13 protein-coding genes and 1 pseudogene are annotated in these 14,702 nt (G+C 66.3%); 8 read left to right on the forward strand and 6 right to left on the reverse strand.

Features of this window, described 5'->3' with window-relative positions; all coding sequences use genetic code 11:
* Positions 1 to 274: 274 nt before the first annotated feature.
* The 5 genes from EH199_RS22490 (at position 275) to EH199_RS22510 (ending at position 6,785) form a co-directional block, all read left to right on the forward strand.
* Positions 275 to 1,303, forward strand: coding sequence for a glycosyltransferase family A protein (locus tag EH199_RS22490; protein WP_190287394.1), 1,029 nt, complete (start codon positions 275 to 277; stop codon positions 1,301 to 1,303).
* Positions 1,300 to 2,331, forward strand: a complete 1,032-nt coding sequence (locus EH199_RS22495; protein ID WP_190287395.1) for a glycosyltransferase family 2 protein — start codon at positions 1,300 to 1,302, stop codon at positions 2,329 to 2,331. Before EH199_RS22490 ends, EH199_RS22495 begins: the two co-directional genes overlap by 4 nt.
* Complete coding sequence (locus EH199_RS22500) at positions 2,328 to 3,860, forward strand: oligosaccharide flippase family protein (protein ID WP_190287396.1); 1,533 nt, start codon at positions 2,328 to 2,330, stop codon at positions 3,858 to 3,860. Before EH199_RS22495 ends, EH199_RS22500 begins: the two co-directional genes overlap by 4 nt.
* Positions 3,861 to 3,915: 55 nt before the next feature.
* Positions 3,916 to 4,872, forward strand: a complete 957-nt coding sequence (locus tag EH199_RS22505; protein WP_124811314.1) for a retroviral-like aspartic protease family protein — start codon at positions 3,916 to 3,918, stop codon at positions 4,870 to 4,872.
* Positions 4,873 to 4,967: 95 nt separating this feature from the next.
* Positions 4,968 to 6,785, forward strand: a complete 1,818-nt coding sequence (locus EH199_RS22510) for an ABC transporter ATP-binding protein/permease (protein WP_124811315.1) — start codon at positions 4,968 to 4,970, stop codon at positions 6,783 to 6,785.
* Positions 6,786 to 6,806: 21 nt separating this feature from the next.
* Here the strand turns inward: EH199_RS22510 and EH199_RS22515 are convergent, their stop codons facing one another.
* From EH199_RS22515 to EH199_RS22530, 4 genes are all read right to left on the reverse strand, one after another.
* Entirely contained in the window at positions 6,807 to 7,010 is a 204-nt protein-coding gene (locus EH199_RS22515; protein ID WP_124811316.1) for a DUF1737 domain-containing protein, read from the reverse strand.
* A gap of 165 nt (positions 7,011 to 7,175) precedes the next feature.
* Entirely contained in the window at positions 7,176 to 8,477 is a 1,302-nt protein-coding gene (hslU, locus tag EH199_RS22520; RefSeq protein ID WP_124811317.1) for an ATP-dependent protease ATPase subunit HslU, read from the reverse strand.
* Positions 8,478 to 8,589: 112 nt separating this feature from the next.
* Positions 8,590 to 9,159 (reverse strand): ATP-dependent protease subunit HslV, encoded by a 570-nt coding sequence (gene hslV, locus EH199_RS22525; protein WP_124811318.1) that lies wholly within the window; start codon positions 9,157 to 9,159, stop codon positions 8,590 to 8,592.
* 87 nt (positions 9,160 to 9,246) lie between these two features.
* Positions 9,247 to 9,744, reverse strand: coding sequence for an outer membrane protein assembly factor BamE (locus EH199_RS22530; RefSeq protein ID WP_124811319.1), 498 nt, complete (start codon positions 9,742 to 9,744; stop codon positions 9,247 to 9,249).
* A 214-nt stretch (positions 9,745 to 9,958) separates the two neighbouring features.
* Between EH199_RS22530 and EH199_RS22535 the strand changes: the two genes are divergently transcribed.
* Genes EH199_RS22535 through EH199_RS22545 form a run of 3 tightly spaced genes read left to right on the forward strand, consistent with a single transcriptional unit; the run spans position 9,959 to position 12,545 of the window.
* The gene (locus tag EH199_RS22535; protein ID WP_124811320.1) at positions 9,959 to 10,507 is read left to right on the forward strand and encodes a ubiquinol-cytochrome C chaperone family protein; all 549 of its coding nucleotides are present in this window, start codon (positions 9,959 to 9,961) and stop codon (positions 10,505 to 10,507) included.
* Positions 10,504 to 11,037 carry a DUF177 domain-containing protein gene (locus EH199_RS22540; protein ID WP_124811321.1) on the forward strand — a complete coding sequence of 178 codons (534 nt, stop codon included), beginning with the start codon at positions 10,504 to 10,506 and terminating at the stop codon, positions 11,035 to 11,037. Before EH199_RS22535 ends, EH199_RS22540 begins: the two co-directional genes overlap by 4 nt.
* Before the next feature lie 41 nt (positions 11,038 to 11,078).
* On the forward strand, positions 11,079 to 12,545 hold the full coding sequence (locus tag EH199_RS22545; RefSeq protein ID WP_124811323.1) for an MATE family efflux transporter: 1,467 nt from the start codon (positions 11,079 to 11,081) through the stop codon (positions 12,543 to 12,545).
* Positions 12,546 to 12,829: 284 nt separating this feature from the next.
* Here EH199_RS22545 and EH199_RS22555 read toward each other — a convergent pair whose 3' ends face one another.
* Together EH199_RS22555 and EH199_RS22560 are read right to left on the reverse strand one after the other, a co-directional pair.
* Entirely contained in the window at positions 12,830 to 14,494 is a 1,665-nt protein-coding gene (locus tag EH199_RS22555; protein WP_223806864.1) for an ATP-binding protein, read from the reverse strand.
* 96 nt (positions 14,495 to 14,590) lie between these two features.
* A pseudogene (locus EH199_RS22560) lies at positions 14,591 to 14,702 on the reverse strand (IS630 family transposase); the annotation flags it as partial.

Below are 14,702 nucleotides of genomic sequence, written 5' to 3' on the forward strand. Positions count from 1 at the left end.
CAAATTCCCGACACAAACACAACCACCAACAACACACCAAACATCCACTCCAACACGCCACCACCAACCACGCCCCCCACCGACACCAAACACCCCACCCCACATAAGCCCAATATAATCGCATAAAATCAAAATTATAGATCGGATCAAGAGCGGCGAATCACGGTGAACAGACCGAATCGCGCGCATGATTCGCGCCCCGTCCGCCGCCCATCCGATCCGCTCCGGGCGGAGTGTAAGGCATTCCTTAAGCGCGGCGTCGTATGGCCGGCCCATGAGCAACGTCCCATCTCCGGCATCGACATCTCCGCGTGTCGCGGTCATCGTTCCTGCCTATGGGGTGGCGCATCTTGTCCGCGAGGCCCTCGCCTCGTTGCAACGGCAGACCCTGGCCGACTGGGAATGCATCGTCATCGATGACGGCGCGCCCGACGATGTGGCCGGCGCGGTGGCGCCCTTCCTCTCCGATCCGCGCATCCGCTTCGTGCACACGGACAACCGCGGCGTTTCAGCGGCGCGCAACCATGCCGTGCGCCAGACGCGCGCGCCGCTGATCGCGCTGCTCGATGGCGACGACCTGTTCCGCCCAGCCTATCTCGAGACGATGGTCACGGCGCTGGAAGGCGATGCAAGCATCCGCCTCGCCACCTGCGATGCCCGCATGTTCGGCGCGGTCCCGCGCGAGCGGACTTGCGTGAACGGCCGCAAGCAAGGCACCGGCGACGGTACGCACGGATCGTTGGCCGACGTCCTCGACCGGTCCTTCAACGTCTATATCGGCACGACCTTCCGCCGCGCCGACTTCGAGCGCATTGGCGGATTCGACGAAACCATGGCGCAGTCGGAAGACTTGGACCTGTGGGTCCGGCTGATGATGCTGGGCGGTCGCGCCTATTACGCCAACGCCGTGCTCGGCGATTATCGCGTACGGCCGGGATCGGCGTCGTCCAACAGCGGCCGCATGCTGCTCGGCAACATCAAGGTCTATGAAAAGGCCCGACGCGCCTTGCCTGAAAACGCCCCCGAAGCCCCGCTTATCGATCGCCTGCTCGCCGAAAACCACACCGCGCTCGCGTTCGAACACGCCATCGACCGGATCGTCGACGGAGACACGCGGCGTGGACTGGCCGAACTGCGCGCCACCAGCGGCCATGTCGAAGGCGTGGTCTGGCGGGCATCCTTCGTAATCTGGCACATCCTGCCGGCGCTGGCGCGCCCCATGCTGCAATGGCGGCGACAGAAGCACCGGCGCGGCGGCAACGGCGAGAGCACCTTGCCCGGCATTCTCGGCATCGGAGCATGACCGCGCACCCGCCATCCCCCGCGCTGGCCGTCGCGACCAGCGTCCATAACGGCGAACGCTTCCTCGACGCCGCGATCGATTCCGTGCTGGCGCAGAGCTTCGGCGATTTCGAATTCCTGCTGCTGGACGACCACTCCACCGACGGAACGGCGCAGATCATCGCCCGTCACGCGCGGAGGGATCGACGCATTCGCGTGATCCCGTCGCTTCGCAAGGGGCGCGTGGCGGCGCTGAACAGCCTGTTCGATGCCGCGCGAGCGGGCTGGGTCGCGATCGTCGATGGCGACGACATCCAGCATCCCGATCGTTTCGCCCGGCAGATGGCGGAAATCGCACGGCGACCCGATGGCGAACGCCTTGTCGTGTTGGGTGCGGAAGTCCAAATGGTCGGCATCGATGGCCAGCCGATCGCGCGGCCTGCGTTCCGGCGGCCGCTCGACGACCCGGGAATCCGGGCCAATCTGGAAATCGGGGCACAGCTTTCGCACAACGCCTGCGTGGTATCGCGCGATGCGGTCCGCGCCGTGGGAGGGTATCGCCCGGCCTACCGCCATGCCGAGGACTACGACCTCTGGTTGCGCCTGTCCGAAGCCGGATCGATGGCCAACCTGCCCGATCGCCTCGTCGACTACCGCATCTACCCCGATCAGGTCAGCAGCCGGCATGTTGTGGAACAGATGCGCAATACCGCGATCGCGTGGCTTGCGCACCGTGCCCGCACCGCCGGCCTGCCCGATCCCACCGAACACATCGCGACGATGCCACCGCTGGAAGAACTCGATGCGTGGTTCGGCGAAGGCGCGGTGCGCTATGTCCGCCGCCGCATCCTCGACCGCGTGATCTATTCGCCCGAAGCTCTCTCCGGAGACGGATGGACGGCGCTGCGCGATCATGTGCGCCGCGACGGCGCGCGCGGTTCCCGCCTGTGGCGGGCGGCGGCGCGGCTTGTTCGTGCCGGGCATCCGATCAAGGCATCGACCATCGCCGCCGGCCTGATCGGCGTGCCCGGCCTGAGCAGCGGTGTATGAGCACGGCCGCCGACACCCCGCCGCAGGTGCCCCAACCGCAGATGCCCCCGCCTCAGATGTCCGTGCGCACCGCCGCCGCCTGGGCGCTGGTATCGCAATATACCTCGTTCGCGATCCAGTTCCTGACCAGCGTGGTGCTGGCGCGCTGGTTCATCACGCCCGCGGAACTCGGGCTGTTCTCGATCGCCTTCGCCGCGGTCACCATCGTCGCCTTCCTCCAGGATTTCGGCGTGACCCGCTACGTCAACGGCGAACGCGACCTGACGCCCGAAAAGCTGCAGATGGCGTTCACCGTCTCGGTGGCTTTCGCCTGGGGCATCGCGATCCTGACGATCCTTTCGGCCAAGCCGATCGCCCTGTTCTACGGCGATCCGCGCCTGCTGCCGATCACGCTGGTGATCGCCTGCTCCTATCTGGCGGTGCCGCTCGCCATCGTGCCGCAGGCGACCTGCCAGCGGCGCATGGACTACAAGTCCAACACGATGATCGAGGTCGGCTCCTCCATCGCCAACGCCGCCACGGCAGTCACCCTGGCGGTGCTGGGCTATGGCGCGCTGGCGCTGGCCTGGGGCGCGTTCGCGCAACAAGCGGCGCGACTCGTGGTCAGCCAGTGGCGCGCGGGGCTGATGCTGCCCTGGCCGATGCGCCTGAAGGGCGCCGCGCCAGTGCTCAAGCTGGGCGGCACCAATTCCGTACTGGCGACGTGCTATTCGATCACGGGTCGCGCGCCCGAGCTGGTCATCGGCCGGCTGATCGACAACACCGCCGTCGGCCTGTTCACCCGCGCCTCGGGGCTGGCGCTGCAACTGCGTCTGCTGGTGGCCGGCGCGGTGACCGGTGTGTTCTACCCGGCCTTCCGCCAGGTGCGCGACAGTGGCCAGCCGCTCGGCCCGCCCTACCTGCGCGTCGTCGCCGCCTATACCGGTGTCACCTGGCCCGCGATGGCGGGCATCGCCGTGCTGTCGGAACCGCTGGTCAACCTGCTCTACGGCCCGAAATGGCTTGCCGCCGCGCCCTTGCTAGGCTGGGTCGCGCTGTCGCAGCTGTGCTATGTCTCGCTGCCGCTGAACGGGGATCTGCCGCTGCTGCTCGATCGCATGAAGGGCCTGATCCATCGCAACATCGTGGAAACGGTGATGTCGGTCCTGCTGATCGCGCTCACCGCGCCGTTCGGCCTGATCTGGGTTGCCATCTCGCGTTTCGCCCACGGGCTGTTCTGGGTAATGATCTACGCACCGTTCATGCGCGGGATGCTCGATTTCCGCTGGCGCGACCTTTTCCAGATCTACGCGCGCAGCCTGCTGGCCACGCTGGCGGCGGTCGGCCCGCTGCTCGCCAGCTATATCTTCTGGCACGGTCCGGCGGAAACCGGCTTCGGGCAGGCGGCGAGCATGGTGAGCGCCGGCATCGCACTGTGGCTGGCGACGCTGTGGGCGATCGGTCATCCCCTGTTCGCGGAAGTGACGGCGATGCTGGGCGAGATTCTGGCGGCGCTGCCGCTTCGACGGAAGACGCCCCTTCCCCGATAAACACCATGGCTCCGGCGCCCGAACAGGCGTATGCTGCCAGGCGGAGAGAGAAGCCATGGCACTATATCCGCTATTCGCGGCGGGCGCGTTGCTGCCCCTGTTCACCGCCTACCCCATCGCCGTAGCGCAGGACGGCACGGCCCAGGCCGGTTCGGTCGACATCGTGGCGATCACGCCCGATCTGCAGGCCCGCATGACCGTGCCGGTGCATATCGGCGTCGAGAACGCGCAAACGGGCAGCAAACGGGCTGGTCCCTACCGCTTCATGATCGATACCGGCGCGGAACGCACGATCCTGTCGCGCGATATAGCCCGGCAGCTTGGCCTGGCCAGCGCCGGACAGGCGCTGCTGGTGGGCGTGGCGGGCACGCAGGAAGTGGATCTGGTGGAAGTGGAGGAGATCAACCTCGGCCGCCGCAGCTTCTATGGCCTCACCGCCCCGCTGCTCGACGGGCGCTGGATCGGCGCGGACGGGATCATCGGGCTGGACAGCCTGCAGGACCAGCGCGTCCTGCTCGATTTCGACAAGAAGGTCATGGCGATCGGCGATGCCCGGCAACTGGGCGGCAACAGCGGCTTCGAAATCACGGTGCAGGCGCGGCGCCGGTCGGGCCAGCTGATCATGACCAACGCCATGGTCGATGGCGTCCGTACCGATATCATCATCGATACCGGCTCGGATACTTCGATCGGCAATCCCCCGCTGCAAAGGGCGTTGGCACGCCGTCATGCGCAGGAACAGACCTCGCTCATATCGGTGACCGGGCAATCGATCTCCGCCGACGTGGGGCTGGCGCGCACGCTGGTGCTGGGCGGGCTGACGATGTCGAACACCCCGCTGGTGTTCGCCGATGCACCCCCGTTCAAGGCGCTCAAGCTGGACAAACGGCCGGCGATGCTGCTCGGCATGGACCAGTTGCGCCTGTTCCGCCGCGTGGCGATCGACTTTTCGAGCCGGAGCATCCTGTTCGACATGCCACGGGGCCTGCCGATGCAGTTCGGGATGAACTGAACGCAAGGGACGCCAGCAGCAACACGGGCGCGGATAATCCACCCGATCGGGCAACGGGGCTGGCGGATCGGCGCAAAGCGCCTATGTGAAGGCCCATGCCGCCCGAAACCGCCACCGACCGCAACGCCCGCCACGATGGATGGCACACGCTGCGGCGCTTCCTTCCCTATCTCTGGCCCGCCGACAACAAGGCGCTGCGCTGGCGCATCGTTTTCGCCAGCCTGTTCATCCTGGCCTCCACCGGCACACAGCTTGTCCTGCCCTATCTGCTGAAGTGGGCGGTGGACGCGATGAACGTGTCCGGCCCGCGCCTGATGCGGTTCGCCATGCTGATGGTGCTGGGCTACGCGGCCGGGCGCTTCGCCGGCGTCGCCTTCGACAACCTGCGCAACATCGTGTTCGAACGGGTGGGGCAGGATGCAACGCGCGCGCTGGCCGAAAACGTGTTCGCGCGCCTGCACCGCCTGTCGCTGCGCTTCCACCTCGCCCGCCGCACCGGCGAAGTAACCAAGGTGATCGAACGCGGCACCAAGAGCATCGACACGATGCTTTACTTCATGCTGTTCAACATTGCGCCCACGGTGCTGCAGCTCGTGATCGTGGCGGTGATCTTCTACTTCACCTTCGGCTGGGGCCTTGTCGCGGCGACGGCGGTGGCGATCGCGGGCTATATCTGGGTTACGCGCACCATCACCGAATGGCGCACCCATCTGCGGGAGAAGATGAACCGGCTCGATGGGCAGGCGCTTTCCCGCGCGGTCGATTCGCTGCTCAACTACGAGACGGTGAAATACTTCGGCGCGGAGGCGCGCGAGGAAGCCCGCTATGCGCAGGCGACGCGTGCCTATGCCGATGCCGCGGTAAAAAGCGAGAACAGCCTGGGCCTGCTCAACATCGCGCAGGCGGTCGTGGTCAACCTGCTGATGGCCGGGGCGATGGCGTGGACGGTCGTCGGCTGGGCCAAGGGCCAGTACACCGCTGGCCAGCTGGTGTTCGTGCAGACCTACCTCACCCAGCTTTTCCGCCCGCTCGACATGCTCGGCATGGTCTACCGCACGATCCGGCAGGGGCTGATCGACATGGCGGAAATGTTCCGCCTGATCGATACGCACGTGGAAGTCGCCGATGCACCCGGCGCGCCGGCGCTGATCGTGCGGCGGCCCTCGGTGGTCTTCGACAACGTGGTGTTCGGCTACGATCCCGACCGCACGATCCTGCACGGCCTTTCGTTCGATGTGCCGGCCGGCAGCCGCGTCGCCATCGTCGGCCCTTCGGGCGCGGGCAAGTCCACCATCGCGCGGCTGCTGTTCCGCTTCTACGATCCGGGATCGGGCCGCATCCTGATCGACGGGCAGGACATCGCCGGCGTCACGCAGGCGTCCCTGCGCGCCGCGATCGGCATCGTGCCGCAGGATTCGGTGCTGTTCAACGACACCATCGGCTACAACATCGCCTATGGCCGCGAAGGCGCGACACAGGCCGACGTGGACGCCGCCGCGCGCGGGGCCGCCATTTCCGATTTCATCGCCCGCCTGCCGCAAGGCCTCGATACCGAAGTCGGCGAACGCGGCCTCAAGCTTTCGGGCGGCGAAAAGCAGCGCGTGGCCATCGCCCGCACGCTGGTCAAGAACCCGCCGATCCTGCTGTTCGACGAAGCGACCAGCGCGCTTGACACCCGGACCGAGCAGGACATCCTGGGCACGCTGCGCATGGTCGCCGCCAACCGGACCACGATCTCGATCGCGCACCGCCTGTCGACGATCGCGGACTCAGACCGCATCCTCGTGCTGGATCAGGGACGGCTGGCGGAAAGCGGCAGCCACCTGGAACTGCTGCGCCGCGACGGTCTCTACGCCGAGATGTGGGCGCGCCAGGCGGCGGAAAGCGAAGAGGTGAGCGAGGCGGCGGAGTAATCCGCCGGCCTGCTCCGGCGTTCACTTCACCACATCGGCTTCATGCCACACGACCGCCTGCGCCGCCTTCATGCAGCTATTCTCGATATCCCACGCGAGCGAGGGCGAGCCATAGAGCCGCCAGCCCTGCGCCAGCGCCTCTGACACGCGCTCGCAAAAGGCACGGTCGTCCTTGCCGGTGAGCAGGCGGTAGATCGGGCGGTCTTCGGGGGTCTGGTGGGTCATCGCATGGCCCTACCAGATCCTCCCCAGGATGGGGAGGGGGACCACCCGAAGGGTGGTGGAGGGGGGCTTGGCCTTGCGGCCCATCCTCACCGAGACTGCCACCCAGCCGAGAAGCCCCCTCCACCGTCCTGCGGACGGTCCCCCTCCCCGCATCGGGGAGGATTTTTACAGGATATACTTCGACAAGTCCGCGTTGCCGGCAAGGCTCGCCAGCTTGTCCGCCACATAGGCCTCGTCGATCGTCACTGTGGAGCCCACGCGGTCCTCGGCGTCGAAGCTCACTTCCTCCAGCAGCTTTTCCATCACCGTCTGCAGCCGCCGCGCGCCGATGTTCTCGACGCTTTCGTTGACTTGCGCGGCGGTGCGGGCGATCGCGCGAACGGCTTCCGGCGTGAAGTCCAGCGTCACCTGTTCGGTCCCCAGCAGGGCGCGGTACTGTTCGACCAGATTGGCGCGCGTTTCCGAAAGGATGCGCACGAAATCGTCCTCGCTCAGCGCCTTCAGCTCCACGCGGATCGGCAGGCGGCCCTGCAGTTCGGGCAGCATGTCGCTGGGCTTGGCCACATGGAACGCGCCGCTGGCGATGAACAGCACGTGGTCGGTCTTCATCGGGCCGTACTTGGTGGCAACGGTCGTGCCCTCGATCAGCGGCAGCAGATCGCGCTGCACCCCTTCGCGGCTGACCGAGCCGCCGCGCACGTCGCTCACCGCGATCTTGTCGATCTCGTCGAGGAAGACGATGCCGTTGGTTTCCGCGTTCTGCAGCGCGACACGGGCAACGTCGTCCTGGTCCATGCGCTTTTCGGATTCCTCGTCCACCAGCTTGTCCCAGGCATCAGCCACGCGCAGCTTGCGACGCTTCATGCGCTGACCGCCGAACGCCTTGCCCATCATGTCGGACAGGTTGATCATGCCGATATTGCCGCCAATGCCCGGCAGCTCCATCGGCATCGACGGCGCGTCCTCCACCTCGATCTCGACCTCGACATCGTTCATCGAGCCGTCCGAAAGGCGCTGCTTGAAACTCTCGCGCGTGGCCTCGCTGGCGCCATCGCCGACCAGCGCCTTGAGCAGCCGGTCCATCGCCGCCTTGCTCGCCGCATCGCGCACCGCGTCGCGCCGGCGGTCCTTCTCCAGCCGGATCGCCTCTTCCGCCAGATCGCGCGCGATCTGTTCCACGTCGCGGCCGACATAGCCGACCTCGGTGAACTTGGTCGCCTCCACCTTGACGAACGGCGCATCGGCCAGCTTCGCCAGGCGACGGCTGATCTCGGTCTTGCCGCAGCCGGTCGGCCCGATCATCAGGATGTTCTTGGGGCTGACCTCGTCGCGCAGGTCGGCCGAGAGATGCTGGCGCCGCCAGCGGTTGCGCAACGCCACGGCGACCGCGCGCTTGGCGTCCTGCTGCCCGACGATATGTTCGTCCAGCGCGCGGACGATGGCCTTGGGGGTAAGGTTGTCTTTCATTCTGAAGCTCCCCCCTCCCGCTTGCGGGAGGGGATGGGGGTGGGTCTTTGGGGTGTAGCGTCTTGGACCGCCCACCCCTGGCCCCTCCCGCAAGCGGGAGGGGGGATGATGCCTATATGGTTTCCACCGTCACGCGATCGTTGGTGAACACGCAGATATCGGCCGCCACCTGCATCGCGCGGCGGGCGATCGTCTCGGCGTCGTCCTCGTAGTCGGTGATCGCCCGCGCGGCGCTCAGCGCATAATTGCCGCCAGAGCCGATCGCGGCAATGATCGCGTCGTTCTTGGCTTCAGGCTCCAGCACATCGCCGTTGCCGGTCAGCACCAGCAGCGTCTCCGCGTCGGCCACGATCATCAGCGCTTCCAGGTTGCGCAGGTACTTGTCGGTGCGCCAGTCCTTGGCGAGTTCCACCGCCGCGCGCATCAGCTGACCGCGGTGCTGCTCCAGCTTGCGCTCCAGCCGTTCGAACAGGGTGAAGGCATCGGCGGTCGCGCCGGCGAAACCGGCGATCACGTTGCCGTCGCCGATCCTGCGGACCTTGCGGGCATTCGGCTTCATCACCGTGTTGCCCATGGAAACCTGACCGTCGCCGGCAATCACCGTGCGCCCGTTCTTCTTCACCCCGATGATGGTGGTGCCGTGCCACTGAATCAGGCCGTGGCTCGCCCTGCTGTCGTCCATGACCGCGATATGGGGAATGCTCCCGGCTGTTCAAGCTGGCGCCGGTTCAAGTTGGCGGCGGTTCAAGCCGGCCGGGAACGACCAGGATCAGCTTCCGTTCGGACCGGACCCGCCCGGACGGCCGCTCTGGCCAGTCGCGCCCGGCACGGCGCCAACCGCGCCGATATTGCCGAACAGATCCTCAAAGAAGCTGCGGTCGCGGCCCAGTGTCGGCGTCTTGTCGCGATCGGGATTGATCCGCACGACCTTTTCCATGCCACCCCGTTCGACGCTGGCGACATTGCCCGCCGCATCGAAGTTCACCTTCATGATGAACTCGGCATTGGTGCGCGGCCGGGTGAACGGCCTCTGCTTGGTGTCGATCGACACGTAGTACCAGGTCGGCTTGCCGAACTGGCTCTTGAACGTCGGCTGCCCCAGCGCCTTTTCCACGGAAAGGCGGTTGTCCACGCCCGGCTGCACCGAATCGGTCAGCGCGGGATCGATCAGATAGCCGCGATGGTCGCGAATGCTCGAACATCCGCCGGCCAGCACCGCAAGCGTCACCGCCGCAACGCCCCGCACCATCAGCCGATTATCGCGCATTCCCGAACTCCGCTTCTCGATCCGGGCGTCAGGCCCGGCTATGGCAGGCATCCCGTTTGCCTTCGCGCCCGGGTTCCCTATATCGCGCAAGCCTTAGGGGCCAAACGGCGGAACCGCAATGGACAGCGCGATGCCACGTGGCCACAGGCGATTTAATCGGTCCTGAACGAATCCCGCAAGCCGTGCGGGCAGGACCGCAGGGAAGGAAGTTCCGATGTCGTTTCTAGCCCGGCTGTTCGGCCCCGGCCGCGATGACCGCGCCACCGTGCGGCCGTTGTGGCATGCCGTGGTCGCCGCCTCGCGCGGGAAGGCGTGGTACGCGGAATACGGGATCGCCGATACGCTGCCCGGGCGGTTCGACGCGATCACGCTGGTGCTCAGCCTGGTGCTGCTGCGCATGGAACGCGAACCGGCGCTGGTGGAACCGTCGGTGCGACTGACGGAACTGTTCGTCGATGACATGGACGGGCAGCTGCGCGAAAGCGGCGTGGGCGACATGGTGGTGGGCAAGCACATGGGGCGGCTGATGAGCACGCTGGGCGGACGGCTGGGCGCCTATCGCGATGCGCTGGCGACGGCGGACGACAGCGCGCTGAGCGAGGCGATCACCCGCAATGTCACGCTGGTCGAAGGTCTGGTGGGCGAAGGCCAGGCGGACGAAGGTACGGGACCGCAGGCGCTCGTCGGCCGGGTCCGCGCGCTCGCTGGCGCGCTGGACGCCGTCCCGGCCGAACGCCTGCTTGCCGGGGAGATCCCCGCATGACCGGCACCCCCGAACTCAGCCGGATGATCGACATCCGCCAGATCACCGGCGCCCCCGTGGTGGTCGAACCCGTTGCGGACGAGCGCCGCCGCCTGGCCGGCCGCTTTGGCATCAGCGCGATCGACGCGATGCGCGCGGACATCCGGCTTTCGGTCGAAGGCGAAACCGTGCTGGCGCGAGGCCGGCTGACCGCGTCGATCATCCAGCCCTGCGCCATTTCAGGCGAGGATTTCCCGGTAGCGATCGACGAGCCGATCCTGCTCCGTTTCGTGCATCCCGGAGCGGAAGGGGCGTCCGAAGACGAAATCGAGATCACTGCGGACGATTGCGACGAGATCGAATACGAGGGGATGACGTTCGATCTGGGCGAGGCCGTGGCGCAAAGCCTCGGTCTGGCGATCGATCCTTTCGCGGAAGGCCCCGAAGCGGACGCCGCGCGCCAGAAGCACGGCCTTGCCGGAGCGGAAGCCTCCGGCCCCTTTGCCGCCTTGGCCGCGTTGAAGGCCGGAAAATCCGACCGGAACGATTGAGGAAAGCACTGGTGACCGATCCCGCCGCTTCACCGCCAGCGATGGCGCACCCCTCAGCGTCGCGCCCGGCAGCGCCCGGCGGCCATCGCGATCTGACCAAGGGTCCGATCCTGCGCACGCTGCTGCTGTTTTCCGCGCCAACGCTGGCCGCCAACATTCTCCAGTCGCTCAACGGATCGGTCAATTCGGTCTGGGTGGGGCGGCTGCTGGGCGAAAGCGCGCTGGCGGCAACGGCCAACGCCAACGTGGTGATGTTCCTGGTCTTCGCCGCGGTGTTCGGCTTCGGCATGGCGGCGACGGTAAAGGTCGGCCAGGCGTTCGGCGCGCGGAACATCGACGCGGCACGGCGCACTTTCGGCACGGCGGTCGGGTTCTGCCTGGGGCTTTCGCTGTTCGTCGCCACGGCGGGCTGGATATTCGCGCCCACGCTGCTGCGCGCGATGGCCACGCCCGGCGAAACCTATCATTTCGCGCTGACTTATCTGCGCGTGATCTTCGTCGCCATGCCGGCCTCGATGATTACGGTCATGCTGGGCATGGGCCTGCGCGGATCGGGCGATGCGCAGACGCCACTCAAGTTCATGATCCTGTCGGTCGTGCTCGACATCGCGCTGAACCCGCTGCTGATCGCGGGCATCGGCCCGTTTCCCCGCCTGGGCATCGCCGGGGCGGCCACCGCCACCGCCACGGCGTCCTACGTCTCGATGCTGGCCATGGTGACCTGGGTCTATGCCCGCGACCTGCCGCTGCGGTTGCGCGGAGCGGAGCTGGCCTATCTGATCCCGCAACGATCCGAACTGGGCTATATCGTGCGCAAGGGCCTGCCGATGGGCGCGCAGATGCTGCTGATCTCGGCCGCCGGGATCATCATGATCGGGCTGGTCAACCGCGAAGGCGTGCTGATCAGCGCGGCTTATGGCGCGTCGCTACAACTGTGGACCTACCTGCAGATGCCGGCGATGGCGATCTCGGCGGCGGTCAGCGCCATGGCCGCGCAGGCCATCGGCGCCGGGCTGCTGCACCGGCTGGGGCAGATCACCCGTTCGGGCGTGCTGCTGAACTTCGCGATGACCGGGGCGATGACGGTGATTCTGCTGCTGTTCGATCGCGGTTCGCTGGAACTGTTCCTCGGCCCGAACAGCCCGGCGGTGGACGCCGCGCGGCACATCCAGTTCCTGGCGAGCTGGAGCTATGTGCTGTTCGGTGTCACCATCGTCCTGTTCGGCACGATGCGCGCCGGCGGCGTGGTGATCGCGCCACTGATCGTGCTGGCCATCGCGATGTATCCGGGGCGCCTGGGTTTCTACTACCTGGCCTATCCCCACATCGGGGCGGACGCGCTGTGGCTGGCCATGCCGTTCGGATCGGTCATCGCTACTTCGCTGGCCCTCTACGTGTACAGCCGCTCTGGCTGGCGCACGCGCAGCCGCGCAATTTCCGAACTGGAAGCGGAGGAGGAAACCTGCGCCGATGGCGATGTGGCGGGCCGGATGACGCCCACGCTGTAGGCGCTGCCGCGCTTCGACTTAGGGTCAGGACCCATTACTGGCGCGATCGAGGCGTCCAAATGGCGAACATATCGGGCCGAAAGGCGCGCCGCGAAGGCTGGTTGCCTTTGCAAGCGCCTTTCGGTTCGAGATGGAAGCCATTTGGACGTCCCGCAGGGATTTGGCCAAAATGGCCCAGCGCTGCGTCGGAGGGACTTGAAATATCGACATATTCCTGCGCCCCTCCTCCTTGCGCCGGGCCATTTTGCCTCAAACCTCGACCGCGCCAGTAATGGGTCCTGACCCTAGCGGCTTTGCGATCGCCAACGCTGCACCGTGCGCTGCACGGCCATGTCCTCGCCGCCCGAACGCGCCCAGAGTTCGGAGAACGAAGGGTCGGCGGAAGCAGGACGCCGCGCCTCTTCGAGATCGTCGAACGACAGCCGCACCGGGATCGAAACGCCTTCGCCGCAGATGATGCATTCGCGATTGCGCAGCGCCGGGATGGCATCGAGGAAGCCCCGCGCGCCTTCGGGCATGGCCGCGCGCACGAACGCCTGGTCGCGCTCGTTGTTGAGGCGCATCGAGATGATCGTGCCGCACTGCGACAGCACGCCTTCGGCAAGGTCGGACGGACGCTGCGTGATCAGCCCCAGCGAGACGCCGTACTTTCGCCCTTCCTTGGCGATCCGCGACAGCACTTTTGCCGCCGACGAATTGCTCGCCACGCGTTCGTTGGGCACGTAGCGGTGCGCTTCCTCGCAGACCAGGAGGATCGGCTGCGTCTCTTCGTCGCGCGACCATATCGCGTAGTCGAACACCAGCCGGCTCAGCACCGCGACCACGGTCGAGGTGATTTCCGAGGGGATACCCGAAACGTCGATGATGGTGATCGGCTTGCCGCTGGCCGGCAGGCGGAACACCTTGGACAGGAAGTCGACCATCGTATCGCCGACCAGCATCCCCGAGAACATGAACTGGTAGCGCGGATCGCCCTTGATCTCGTCGACCTTGGCCTTGATCCGCATGTAGGGGATCGCTCCGTGGCCCTTGTCGAGCTTGCCCATCTCGTTCTGGAGCACCAGCAGCAGGTCCGAGAGCAGATAGGGTATCGGCGAATCCACGGTGATCCGGCCAACCTGCTCGGCCAGGCGGTTCTTCATCCGGGCCTGCAACAGGCACTTGGCGAGGATGTCGGCATCCAGTTGCCGCTCGGCGCCCTGCGTGGTCAGGAACACCTCGCAATGTTCCTCGAAATTCATCAGCCAGTACGGCATCTGCAGGTTCGTCACGTCCAGCAATTGCCCGGTGTGGCGGAACGCCTGTGCATATTCGCCATGCGGATCGATCATCACGATATGGCCATCGGGCGCCATCTCGCAGATGCGGTGCAGGATCAGCGCGGCGCTGGTCGACTTACCGGTGCCGGTCGATCCCAGCAGCGCGAAGTGCTTGCCCAGCAGCGCGTCGATGTAGACACCCGCGCGGATGTCGCGCGTGGGGAACACGGTGCCGATGACGATGCTGGACCGGCCATCGCTGGCATAGACCTGCCGCAAGTCTGCGCTGGTCGCCGGATAGACCAGCGCGCCCGGCACCGGAAATCGCGTCACGCCACGCCGGAAGCCGTAAAGCCGCCCGGTCAGGCGTTCCTCGTCGCCTTCGCCCAGGAAATCGATCTGCGCGATCACGCCGCCTTCGAACGCCGCATCCTGCCGCTGGTTGCGCACCGTGGCCAGAAGCCACGAATTGCCCACGCGGATCTTCACCGGACAGCCGACCTGGCCCGACAGCGCGACGGAAGCGTCGTCATCGCCCATGCATTCTTTCAGCCGCGCCAGATCGATGCCGATCACGCCACCCGACCCCGAGACATCGGCGACGAAGCCGATCGGCTTGCGCGCGTTTTCGTGGCTGTTCGCACGAAGATCGGCGGGCTGGGCGGGCGACCCGGTTTCGAAACCCTGCATGCTCATTTCCGACATCACCCAATACCTCGAGCCGATCACGCGTGACCGTCGGGAGGTAATCCAGCTCGGTTAAAATGAGGCTAGAGCGGTTTCCATTCATTCCGGCTCATATCCGCAAGATTTGAAGTAATTGGCACATTCGGCAGGCTGGAAGATATCGACGAGCTTGCCGATCAGGTCCCACAGCCCATTGACGGTTCGCTCGCCG

Source organism: Novosphingobium sp. LASN5T (genome assembly GCF_003856955.1).
Taxonomy (GTDB): Bacteria; Pseudomonadota; Alphaproteobacteria; order Sphingomonadales; family Sphingomonadaceae; genus Novosphingobium.